Below are 11,218 nucleotides of genomic sequence, written 5' to 3'. Positions count from 1 at the left end.
CCGCGCTCCAAGTCCGGCCGGGTCCGGCGCAGGACGATCACGCCGGCCGAGACCAGGACGAACGCGAACAGGGTTCCGACGTTCACCATCTCCTCGAGCTTGGTGATGGGAAACACCGATGCAGTCACGGCAACCACCACGGCGACCAGCACGGTGATCCGCACCGGGGTCCCGTGCGAGCCCGTCTTGGCCAGCGAGCGCGGCAACAGCCCGTCGCGCGCCATGGCGAACAGGACCCGGCACTGGCCGAGCATCAGCACCATCACCACGGTGGTCAGTCCCGCCAGCGCGCCGATGGAGATGATCTTGCTCGCCCAGTGGATGCCGTTCGCGGTGAAGGCGGTGGCCAGGTTCGCCTGCCCGCGGCCCGGAACGGTCTTGAGTTGGGTGTAGGAGACCATCCCGGACAGCACGATGGCGACCGCGACGTAGAGCAGCGTGACGATGCCCAGCGACGCCAGGATTCCCCGCGGCACGTCGCGCTGCGGATTCTTCGTTTCCTCGGCCATGGTGGCGACGATGTCGAACCCGATGAACGCGAAGAACACGATGGACGCCCCCGCCAGCACGCCGTACCAGCCGTAGTGGCTGCTGTGCGCGCCGGTCAGCAACGACAGGACGGACTGGTCGATACCTTTGGCCTGGCTACCGGCTTGCGCCTTGGGGACGAACGGCGAGTAGTTGGCGCGCTTGATGTAGAAGACGCCGACCACGACCACGAAGAGCACGACCGACACCTTGATCGCGGTGACCACCGCGGAGAACCTGGACGACAACTTGGTGCCCAGCGCGATCAGGGTCGCCACTCCCCCGACGATCACCAGCGCCCCCCAGTCCACCTGAGCGGAGCCGAATTTGGCCGTGCCGCCGGCGAATCCGAACACCGTGCCCAGGTAGCTCGACCAGCCCTTGGCCACCACGGCCGCGCCGATCGCCAATTCCAGCAGCAAGTTCCAGCCGATGATCCAGGCCAGGAACTCGCCGAAGGTGGCGTAGGAAAAGGTGTAGGCGCTACCGGCCACCGGCAGCATCGAGGCGAACTCGGCGTAGCACAGCGCGGCCAGCGCGCAGGTGCCCGCCGCGATCACGAACGACACCCAGATCGCCGGGCCGGTGATGTCGCCCGTCGTCGACGCGGTGACCGTGAAGATACCGGCCCCGATCACCACCGCGACGCCGAACACGACCAGGTCCCGCCAGGTCAGGTCCTTGCGCAGCTTGGTGTCCGGCTCGTCAGTATCGGCGATTGATTGCTCGATCGACTTGGTCCGCCATCGATTGGCCATACTTTCGCCCTTTCCCAACCCATCATTGGTCCGTCACAGTACTGGGTACTCTCCGCGAATGCCGGATAGCACAGCAACGGTCAGGGACCATGCCGTGGTCATCGGGGGGAGCATCGCCGGTCTTTGCGCGGCGCGGGTGCTTTCGGATTCGTATTCGCGGGTGACGGTGTACGAGCGCGACGAGTTGCCGGCCGAACCGGCGAACCGGGCGACGGTGCCCCAGGATCGGCACCTGCACATGCTGATGGCCCGCGGGGCCATCGAATTCGAGGACCTTTTCCCCGGCCTGCTGGACGACATGGTGGCCGCCGGCGTGCTCAAACTCCAGAATCGGCCCGACTGCATCCACCTGGGTGCCGCGGGCCACGTGCTGGGCACCGGGCAGACCCTGCGCGACGAATTCACCGCTTACGTGCCCAGCCGCCCGCATCTGGAATGGCAGTTGCGCAAACGAGTTCGCGACCTCGACAACGTCACCGTGGCGCGCCGTTCGGTGGCCGAGCCACGGTTCGACCGCGTGCGGCAACGGGTGACCGGCGTGCTGCTGGATGCCGACGGCGACGACCCGGAATTCGTCGCCGCGGACCTCGTCGTCGACGCGGCCGGCCGCGGGACCCGGCTGCCGGCGTGGCTGACGGATTGGGGATTCGAGCGCCCGGTGGAACAGGCCGTGGACATCGGCATTCATTACGCCACCCAGCGGTTCGCCATCCCCGACGCGCTGATCGCGGAGAAGGTGGTGGTCGCCGGGGCCTCGCACGACCAGTCGCTGGGGTTGGGCATGCTGTGCTACGAGGACGCCACCTGGGTGTTGACCACGTTCGGCGTGGCGAACGCCAAACCGCCGAGGACCTTTCCGGAGATGCTGGAGCTGGCCCGGCAACTGCTGCCGGCCCACTTCCACGCCGCTTTGACGCGGGCCGAGCCGCTGGGCGAACCGGCGTTTCACGCCTTCCCGGCCAGCAAGTGGCGGCGCTACGACAAGCTGGAGCGCCTGCCGGCCGGCATCATCGCCTTCGGCGACGCGGTGGCCAGCTTCAATCCCACCTTCGGCCAGGGCATGACGATGACCTCGCTGCAGGCCGGGCACCTGCGCCGCGCGCTGCAGTTCCCCGACGATCGGGTCGCCGCGGAGCTGAACCGGGCCACCGCCAAGAGCACTTTCCCGGTGTGGGTGATGAACGCGATCGGCGACGTCACCTTCCACCACGCCGGCACCAAGGGGCCGATCCCCTGGTGGTGGCGGCCGTCGGGGGCGCTGTTCGATCAATTCCTGGGCGCCGCGGAGACCGAACCCGTTCTGGCGGAATGGTTCCTGCGGCGGTTCTCGCTGCTCGACAGCCTCTATATGGTTCCGCCGCCGCGGATCGTCGGCCGCGCGATGGCGCACAACCTGCGGCTATGGCTGAGCGAGCGGCGTCAGGCGGCCAAGGACCGTCGGGCCCTCACAACCCAACCGTCGCCCTGAACAGCTTGGTGGGTTCGTGCGCGACCAGCCGGATCGGGGCGTCGTCGGCGGCCACCCAGGCGGCCATTCCCCGCTTCAGCGTCAGTGAGCCGGACTTGCCGTACACCGTCGTGGACCCCTGGCTGCACAACAGGATCTGCGGACCGTCGTGGCTGCACGTCGCGTCCACCTCGTGCCCGACGTACTCGTCGTCGAGCTCCAGCAGCGCGACGGCGAACTCGTCGGCGGGGGTCTCATAGATCAGTCCGAAGCCCTCGCGGCGGATGCGCGGCCGCAGTTGCTGCTCGGTGGTGGGCGTGAAGTCCAGCACGCGCAACAGCTCGGGTACGTCGACGTGCTTGGGGGTCAGCCCGCCGCGCAACACGTTGTCGGAGTTGGCCATCACCTCCACCGCGAAGCCCCGCAGGTAGGTGTGCAGGTTGCCGGCGGAGACGAAGATGGCCTCGCCGGGCGCCAGGCTGACGCGGTTGAGCAGCAGCGCCGCCAGCACGCCCGCGTCACCGGGATAGCGTTCGCCGAGCTCGAGCACCGTCTTGGCCTCGGCGGCGAATTCGGTTGCGCCCGAACTGAGATAGGCGATGGCGCCGTCCAGCACGGCGGTCACCAGCACGTCGATGTCGGGCTGCGGGGCGGTGATCCAGGTGGTGAACAGCGCGCGCAGACCGTCGGCGTCGGACTGGTCGTTCAGCAGATCGATGTAGGGGTCGAGGTCGGAGACGGCCAGGGCCCGCAGCAGCTCGACGGTGCGCGAGGCCTGCCGGAATCCGGCCAGCGCCTCGAACGGGTGCAGCGCGACCAGCAGCTCGGGCTTGTGCGACATGTCGCGGTAGTTGCGCACCGGCGAGGTCAGCGGGATGCCGACCCGCTCCTCGCGCATGTACCCCTCGGCCGCCTGCGCGGCGCTCGGGTGGGCCTGCAGGGACAGCGGCTCGTCGGCGGCCAGCACCTTCACCAGGAACGGCAGCACGTCGCCGAAGCGCGCCCGCGACACCGGCCCGAGCTGTCCCTCCGGGTCGTCGCCCAGCGCCTCGAGCAACGTGATTTCGCCGTTGTCCGTCTCCAGCCACGCCGGATCGCCGGGGTGCGCCCCGAACCAGAGCTCCGCCTCGGGATGCGCTGCCGGCACCGGACGCTCGGTGAATTCGGCGATGGCAGTACGCGAACCCCAGGCGTACGTTCTCAAGGCACCGCGAAGCAGTTCCACTGTTGTATCTATCCCCGCACCAGTCGCATATAAACCGCAGCCATTTCCAGCCGGACGGCCAATACTGCCAGTTGCTGCTCGGGGCGCTGAGCACCGGCCGACCCGCGCGAACCATCGGACCCGATCAGACCCACGGCGGCATCGGGCCCCTCGGGCACGTCCTCGGCAGCAACCAGGTCGGCGTCGTCCAGGCCGGCCAGCCGGGCGGCCACCACGGTGCGCTCGGCGGTCAGCGCCAGGGCCAGCACCCGCAGTCGCTGCGGCAGCGGTCCATCGATCTCTTCGTCGTGGAACAGGGCGGCGTCCGGGTCCTCGAAGCCGGCCCCGAAACCGGCCGAAGCTCCGGAACGCAGGGCGACCACGGCGTCGGCCAGGCAGGTGGCCGCGGTGACGTGATGCGCGATCCGCAACAGCGCCGAGCTGCCGTGCCGGGCCAGCGCCAGGGTGGCGGCGCTGTCGCCGGCCAGGGCCACCTGGCGCTCGCCGATCCGTGCGGCCAGGGTCTTGGCCGGGTTGGTGAACAACTCGCGGGCGGCGCTGTTGCGCAGCGCCTCGGCGTCCAGCTCGTCGGCCAGCAACGCCAGGTCGACGCTCGGCCGCGGGTCGACGGCGTGCAGCACGGCCAGGCCGGCGGCCAGGTACCGGCACAAGCCGAATTCGTCGGGCACCCACAGCCGGGGCGACAGCACCGCCACGCGCCCCGCGGTGGAATCGCGCAGCGGGCCCTCGAACGGCGCGGCCACCACCACCCGGGCGCCGCGGCGCACCCCGGCCGCGGCGGCGGCGACCAGCGCGGGATCACCGGGATCGTCGCCGGCGATGATCAGCACGTCGAGCGGACCCACCCATGGCGGCGCCTCGCCGGTCAGCGTGAACGGCTGCGAGGCCGTTCCCCCCAGCGTGGCGGCCAGTATCGTGCCGGCGGTCTCGGCGGTACCGCGCCCGGCCACCCAGATGACGCTGCGCGGCCGGTCGTCGGCGCGCAGCGGGTCCAGCGCACCCTCGTCGACCGCGGCGGCCACCGTACGGACCTGGGCGCCGGCCGACGACGCGGCACGCAGCAGGCCTTCGCGGTCGGCGGCCAGCAGGCGCTCGGTGTCCTCGAGATCGATCGACCGGGTGGCGTTCACGGCGCGGCCTTCACGCCCGAGGTCGTCGTGGCGATTTCGGCACTGATCTGGGCGACGACCGCGGCCACGTCCTCGGCCGTGCGGGCCTCCACGTTCAGCCGCAGCAACGGCTCGGTGTTCGAGCTGCGCAGGTTGAACCAGCTGCCGTCGCCGAGGTCGGCCGTCACCCCGTCCACGTGGTCGAGGGAGTGGATCCGGGTGCCGAACGATTTCAGCACCGCCTCGGTGCACTGCCCGGCGTCGGAAACGGTGAAGTTGATTTCGCCGGACGATTCGTAGCGCTGGTAGTCCGCGGTCACCTCCGACAGCGGGCGGTCCTGCTCGCCGAGCGCGGCCAGCACGTACAGCGCCGCCAGCATCCCGGAGTCGGCGCCCCAGAAGTCGCGGAAGTAGTAGTGCGCCGAATGCTCACCGCCGAAGATCGCGCCGGTGTCGGCCATCAGCGCCTTGATATAGGAGTGGCCCACCCGGGACCGCAGTGGAGTGCCGCCGCGCTCGGCGACGAGTTCGGGCACCGCGCGCGACGTGATCACGTTGTGGATGATCGTCGCGCCGATCTCCCGGCCCAGCTCGCGGGCGGCCACCAGGCTGGTCACGGTCGACGGCGACACGGGGTTGCCGCGTTCGTCGACCACGAAGCAGCGGTCGGCGTCGCCGTCGAAGGCCAGCCCGATGTCGGCGCCGGTCTCGCGCACATAGGCCTGCAGGTCCACCAGGTTGGCGGGGTCGAGCGGGTTGGCCTCGTGATTGGGAAACGAGCCGTCGAGCTCGAAGTACAACGGCTTCAACGTGATCGAGTCGATCGGGCCGAGCACGGCGGGCGTGGTCAGACCGGCCATGCCGTTGCCGGCGTCCACGGCCACCCGCAGCGGGCGCAGCCCGGAGGTGTTCACCAGCGACCGCAGGAACTGCCCGTAGTCGGCCAACACATCGCGATCGCTCACGCTGCCCGGTTCCCCGTGGTAGCCCTCGACGCCGGCGATCACGTCATCGGCGACGACGCGCAGGCCGGTCTCGGCGCCGACCGGTTTGGCCCCCGCCCGGCACAGCTTGATGCCGTTGTAGGCAGCCGGGTTGTGGCTCGCGGTGAACATGGCGCCCGGGCAGTCGAGCAGCCCGGAGGCGAAGTAGAGCTGATCGGTGGACGCCAGGCCGATGCGCACCACGTCCAGACCCTGGCCGGTCACCCCGGCGGCGAACGCGGCGGCCAGCGTGGGCGAACTGTCCCGCATGTCGTGGCCGATCACGACCTGGCGGGCGCCCTCGCCGCGCATGAGTTTGGCGAAGGCGGCGCCGAGATCGGTGACCAGCGGCTGGTCGAGCTCTTCGCCGACTAGCCCACGCACGTCGTAAGCCTTGACGACACGGTGGACAGTCGCGGCGGGCCGAGACATGCGGGACTCCTGACGACGTGAACTCTTGGCCGTCAGCCTATCGGGCCACCGACAACTGGAGCCCCGGCGGTGCGTGAGGATTTCGCGTCGGGCCGGTCAGGACGGCGGGTCGCCACCATCGGGGCTAGTCGCTGGGATCGGGCAACACGCGCAGATGTCCGCGACGCCGTCCGGAGCGATGCTCGGGCGGTGCCAGCAGGCTGCTGCTGGGCGCGGTGGCCTGGGACCCGCCGTGATGAATGTGCGCGTCGGCGAAACCGTTCACCGGCGTCGCCGCGTACGGCGCGCGGCGATCGCCGCCCTCGCGCACCGCGTCGGCCAGGGCGACCAGGTCGTCCTCGTCTGGGTGGGCGGGCTCAGAAACGAGGGGCCCGGCATGGCGCACCAGCTCCCACCCGCGGGGCGCGGTGATCCGGCCGGCATGGTTGACGCACAAATCCCAGGAATGCGGTTCCCGCGCGGTCGCCAACGGACCGACGACTGCCGTCGAGTCCGAATAGACGAACGTCAGGGTCGCCACGGCGTAGTGCGGGCACCCGGGCCGGCAACAGCGACGGGGAACGTTCACGCTCGAAAGGCTATCGTGCGCAAACGCTGCCGAAGCGCCGGACACGCGCAACTCCCGGGCCCTCGATGTGCAACCGTTACCATCGGCGCGTGGGTGATTCGCGCAGCTCCCCGCGAAGAGATCGGTTTTCCGACGGTTCGGCTCCGCGGCGAACCGGTACCCATCGACTCTTCCGCAGGGGTCGCGATATGCGCGGCCCGCTGTTGCCCCCGACCGTGCCAGGGTGGCGCAGCCGCGCCGAGCGGTTCGACATGGCGGTGCTGGAGGCTTACGAACCCATCGAGCGGAGCTGGCAGGACCGGCTGGCCGAACTGGACGTGGCGGTCGACGAGATTCCGCGCATCTCGGCCAAGGATCCCGACAGTGTGCAGTGGCCACCCGAGGTGATCGCCGATGGGCCGATCCCGCTGGCGCGGTTGATCCCGGCCGGCGTCGACATCCGCGGCAACTCCACGCGGGCGCGAATTGTGTTGTTCCGCAAGCCAATTGAGCGACGGGCTAAAGACACCGTCGAACTCGGTGACCTGCTGCACGAAATCTTGGTGGCCCAGGTCGCCATCTACCTCGACGTTGAGCCGTCGGTCATCGATCCGACAATCGACGACGAATAACATCGCCTTGCGCGTTGCGCGTCGAGTGCTGGAGGCTTAACACTCGGCGCGCATTGCGATCAGCGTGCGTCAGATTATGCCGCGCTTGAGGCGGCGGCGCTCACGTTCGGACAAACCGCCCCAGATACCGAAGCGCTCGTCGTGCTCGAGGGCGTACTCGAGGCACTCATGACGCACCTCGCAACCCAGGCAGATCTTCTTCGCCTCGCGGGTGGAACCACCCTTTTCCGGGAAGAAAGCCTCGGGGTCGGTCTGGGCGCACAGCGCGCGATCCTGCCACTGGTCGGCGGCAGGCTCCGGCAAGGGCTCGGGCTCGAAAGCGATTGGCGCATCAGGAACCACGGTCAAATGCGGCCGAGCGGGGCGGTCCAGTGCCGGGTCGATGTCGGTGTGCGGCGTGCTCGCCATGGCGCCTCGAAAAGTTTCGTAAGACATACGGTCGTCCGCCTCCTCAGCTTGATTGAGAGAGAGTGATTGGTTTCCCACTGTTCTGATGTACAGACAATTCGAACAAGTGATCGAATCTCGGTCTGCGACACCGGAGTCGGCCGGCCAACCGGGAAATGACACTGTTGTGATTAGACACGGGTTGATCTGCCGGGTCAAGCACTTCGGCGCATTTCCATACCATCTCGTGATCGAATTTCGGCGTTTCTGTTGTTTTGGGCCTTCGGCGTGTCGATCACAGGGCCCTCAACTTTCCCACAAGTCGCCCACAACCGCTGGGGAACCGCAACTTTGAGGCACCCCCAATGGGCCCGTCACAGCACTGCGGCCGGGCAGTACTGTCGTGCAATGTGAAGGTCACCGTTCTGGTCGGTGGGGTTGGCGGCGCCCGCTTCCTGCTGGGGGTTCAACAGCTGTTCGGGCTCGGTCAATTTCAATCGCAACGGCGCCCGGACACGGAGGCCGGCAGTCACGAGCTGACGGCGCTCGTCAACATTGGCGATGACGCCTGGATCCACGGACTGCGTGTCTGCCCCGATTTGGACACGTGCATGTACACCTTAGGTGGAGGTGTAGATCCGGAGCGAGGGTGGGGGCACCGGAACGAAACTTGGCACGCCAAAGAGGAATTGGCGCGCTACGGCGTGCAGCCGGACTGGTTCGGACTCGGCGACCGTGACCTGGGCACCCACCTGGTGCGCACCCAGATGCTCAACGCCGGCTACCCCCTGTCACAGATCACCACCGCGCTGTGCGACCGTTGGCAACCCGGCGCGCGGCTGTTGCCCGCCAGCGACGACCGGTGCGAGACCCACGTGGTGATAACCGATCCCGACGATGGCAGCCGGCGGGCCATCCACTTCCAGGAGTGGTGGGTCCGGTACCGGGCCCAGGTCCCCACGCACAGCTTCGCGTTCGTCGGCGCCGAAAAAGCGGCCGCCACAACTGATGCCACGGCGGCCATCGCGGACGCCGACGTGATCCTGCTGGCGCCGTCGAACCCGGTGGTGAGCGTCGGCGCCATCCTGGCCGTGCCCGGCATTCGCGGCGCGTTGCGCGCGGCGCGCGCACCGATCGTCGGCTACTCGCCGATCATCGGTGGAAAGCCATTGCGCGGCATGGCCGATGCCTGCCTGTCCGTGATCGGGGTCGAGTCGACCGCCGAGGCGGTCGGCCGCCACTACGGCGCGCGCCGCGACACCGGCATCCTGGACGGCTGGCTGGTGAGTGAGGACGACCGCGCCGGCATCGACGGCGTCAAGGTGCGCTCGGTGCCGCTGGTGATGACCGACCCGGCGGCGACGGCCGAGATGGTCCGGGCCGGGCTGGACCTGGCGGGAGTGAGCCCGTGACGCGGGCCGCCGACGATGCAGAGCGAAGCGATGCGAAGGAGCGGCGCCGATGACTTCTGTGCCCGGCGAGCACGGCAGCGCCGCCGCCATCGAAATCCTGCCCGTCGCCGGGCTGCCCGAATTCCGGCCCGGCGACGATCTGGGCGCGGCCGTCGCCGCGGCCGCGCCGTGGCTGCGCGACGGTGACGTCGTCGTGGTCACCAGCAAGGCGGTGTCCAAGTGTGAGGGCCGGCTGGTGCCGGCGCCGCGGGATCCCGAGGCTCGCGACGAACTGCGGCGCAAGCTGGTCGACGACGAAGCCGTCCGGGTGCTCGCCCGCAAGGGCCGAACCCTGATCACCGAGAACCGGATCGGCCTGGTGCAGGCCGCCGCGGGCGTGGATGGATCCAACGTCGGCCGCGACGAACTGGCGCTGCTGCCGGTCGACCCGGACGGCAGCGCGGCGGCGCTGCGGGCCGGGCTGCGCGAGCGGCTCGGCGTCGAGGTCGCCGTCGTCATCACCGACACGATGGGCCGCGCCTGGCGTAACGGCCAGACCGACGCGGCCGTGGGCGCGGCGGGTCTGGCTGTGCTGCACGGCTATTCGGGGGCCGTCGATCAGCACGGCAACGAGCTGCTGGTCACCGAGGTCGCGATCGCCGACGAGATCGCCGCGGCCGCCGATCTGGTCAAGGGCAAACTGACCGCGATGCCGGTGGCGGTGGTGCGCGGCCTGTCCGTGACCGACGACGGCTCCACGGCCCGACAGTTGCTGCGGCCCGGCACCGAAGACCTGTTCTGGCTCGGTACCGCCGAGGCCCTGGAGATGGGCCGCCGCGAGGCGCAGCTGCTGCGCCGATCGGTGCGCCGGTTCAGCGCCGAGCCGGTGCCCGCCGATCTGCTGGAGGCCGCCGTCGCCGAGGCGCTCACCGCACCGGCGCCGCACCACACCCGCCCGGTGCGGTTCGTCTGGCTGCGCACCCCGGCCACCCGGACCCGGCTGCTGGACCGCATGAAGGACAAGTGGCGCGCCGACCTCGCCGGTGACGGCCGGCCCGCGGACTCCATCGACCGCCGGGTGGCGCGCGGCCAGATCCTCTACGACGCGCCGGAAGTCGTCATCCCGATCCTGGTGCCCGACGGCGCCCACGCCTATCCCGACGCCGCCCGCACCGACGCCGAGCACACCATGTTCACCGTCGCGGTCGGCGCGGCCGTGCAGGCCCTGCTGGTCGCGCTGGCGGTGCGCGGGCTGGGCAGCTGCTGGATCGGCTCGACGATCTTCGCCGCCGACCTGGTGCGCGCCGAGCTCGAACTGCCCGCCGACTGGGAGCCGTTGGGCGCCATCGCCATCGGCTATGCCGCCGAACCGGCCGGGCCGCGCGATCCGGGAGACCCCGGTGATCTGCTGATCCGCAAGTAATACTGAGCCCATGAAGTTCGCGGGCAAGGCGACGGCCTCGGCCGACAAGGTCCGCGGCGGCTACTACACCCCCGCGCCGGTGGCCCGCTTCCTGGCCGCCTGGGTCCGCGCGGCGGGACCCAAGATCGTCGAACCCTCCTGCGGCGACGGCGCCATCCTGCGCGAGCTGGCTCGCCTCAGCGACCAGGTCCGGGGCGTCGAGCTGATCGCCGAGGAGGCGGCCAAGTCCCGCCGGTTCGCTCCCGTCGACGCCGCGAGCCTGTTCGCCTGGCTCGCCACCGCCGAGGCCGGCGGCTGGGACGGGGTTGCCGGCAACCCGCCCTACATCCGGTTCGGCAACTGGTCGTCGCAGCAGC

At 69.8% G+C, this 11,218-nt stretch carries 10 protein-coding genes and 1 pseudogene; 5 read left to right on the top strand and 6 right to left on the bottom strand.

Annotated elements, in window-relative coordinates:
* Positions 1–1,286 (bottom strand): amino acid permease (locus A5708_RS17540; RefSeq protein ID WP_065029846.1); only part of this gene is annotated, 1,286 nt, incomplete at its 3' end.
* Between the two features lie 94 nt (positions 1,287–1,380).
* Between A5708_RS17540 and A5708_RS17535 the strand changes: the two genes are divergently transcribed.
* Positions 1,381–2,754, top strand: coding sequence for an FAD-dependent oxidoreductase (locus tag A5708_RS17535; protein WP_155766059.1), 1,374 nt, complete (start codon positions 1,381–1,383; stop codon positions 2,752–2,754).
* Here A5708_RS17535 and manA read toward each other — a convergent pair.
* The 4 genes from manA to A5708_RS17515 all read right to left on the bottom strand — a co-directional run bounded on the left by manA (position 2,732) and on the right by A5708_RS17515 (position 7,050).
* A complete protein-coding gene (gene manA / locus A5708_RS17530) occupies positions 2,732–3,958 on the bottom strand; it encodes a mannose-6-phosphate isomerase, class I (protein WP_065029844.1) in 1,227 nt (408 codons plus the stop codon). The genes A5708_RS17535 and manA overlap by 23 nt on opposite strands.
* 8 nt (positions 3,959–3,966) lie before the next feature.
* Complete coding sequence (locus A5708_RS17525; RefSeq protein WP_065029843.1) at positions 3,967–5,088, bottom strand: TobH protein; 1,122 nt, start codon at positions 5,086–5,088, stop codon at positions 3,967–3,969.
* Positions 5,085–6,482 carry a phosphomannomutase/phosphoglucomutase gene (locus A5708_RS17520; protein WP_065029842.1) on the bottom strand — a complete coding sequence of 466 codons (1,398 nt, stop codon included), beginning with the start codon at positions 6,480–6,482 and terminating at the stop codon, positions 5,085–5,087. The genes A5708_RS17525 and A5708_RS17520 overlap by 4 nt, the downstream gene beginning before the upstream one ends.
* Before the next feature lie 124 nt (positions 6,483–6,606).
* Entirely contained in the window at positions 6,607–7,050 is a 444-nt protein-coding gene (locus tag A5708_RS17515; protein WP_196772669.1) for a DUF3499 domain-containing protein, read from the bottom strand.
* A gap of 188 nt (positions 7,051–7,238) precedes the next feature.
* On the opposite strand from A5708_RS17515, the gene A5708_RS17510 reads away from it, so the two are divergent.
* The gene (locus A5708_RS17510) at positions 7,239–7,661 is read left to right on the top strand and encodes a metallopeptidase family protein (RefSeq protein ID WP_065029840.1); all 423 of its coding nucleotides are present in this window, start codon (positions 7,239–7,241) and stop codon (positions 7,659–7,661) included.
* 69 nt (positions 7,662–7,730) lie between these two features.
* Here A5708_RS17510 and A5708_RS17505 read toward each other — a convergent pair whose 3' ends face one another.
* On the bottom strand, positions 7,731–8,069 hold the full coding sequence (locus A5708_RS17505; RefSeq protein WP_064954875.1) for a WhiB family transcriptional regulator: 339 nt from the start codon (positions 8,067–8,069) through the stop codon (positions 7,731–7,733).
* A 389-nt stretch (positions 8,070–8,458) separates the two neighbouring features.
* Here A5708_RS17505 and cofD point away from each other — a divergent pair, with 389 nt between their 5' ends.
* The 3 genes and pseudogenes from cofD to A5708_RS17490 all read left to right on the top strand — a co-directional run.
* Positions 8,459–9,460, top strand: coding sequence for a 2-phospho-L-lactate transferase (gene cofD, locus A5708_RS17500; protein ID WP_065029839.1), 1,002 nt, complete (start codon positions 8,459–8,461; stop codon positions 9,458–9,460).
* A 49-nt stretch (positions 9,461–9,509) separates the two neighbouring features.
* Positions 9,510–10,862, top strand: coding sequence for a coenzyme F420-0:L-glutamate ligase (locus A5708_RS17495; RefSeq protein WP_065029838.1), 1,353 nt, complete (start codon positions 9,510–9,512; stop codon positions 10,860–10,862).
* Between the two features lie 10 nt (positions 10,863–10,872).
* Positions 10,873–11,218, top strand: a pseudogene (locus A5708_RS17490) (class I SAM-dependent methyltransferase); the annotation flags it as partial.

Origin of the sequence: Mycobacterium colombiense (assembly GCF_001672755.1) — a bacterium.
Lineage (GTDB): Bacteria > Actinomycetota > Actinomycetes > Mycobacteriales > Mycobacteriaceae > Mycobacterium > Mycobacterium colombiense_C.
This window is presented reverse-complemented; position numbering and strand designations above follow the sequence as displayed.

What these genes read in the sequence shown, in the direction of transcription:
- A5708_RS17520 (WP_065029842.1), bottom strand. Translation starts at nt 6,482, where the DNA reads ATGTCTCGGCCCGCCGCGACTGTCCACCGTGTCGTCAAGGCTTACGAC.
- A5708_RS17510 (WP_065029840.1), top strand. Translation starts at nt 7,239, where the DNA reads ATGCGCGGCCCGCTGTTGCCCCCGACCGTGCCAGGGTGGCGCAGCCGC.
- A5708_RS17505 (WP_064954875.1), bottom strand. Translation starts at nt 8,069, where the DNA reads ATGGCGAGCACGCCGCACACCGACATCGACCCGGCACTGGACCGCCCC.
- A5708_RS17495 (WP_065029838.1), top strand. Translation starts at nt 9,510, where the DNA reads ATGACTTCTGTGCCCGGCGAGCACGGCAGCGCCGCCGCCATCGAAATC.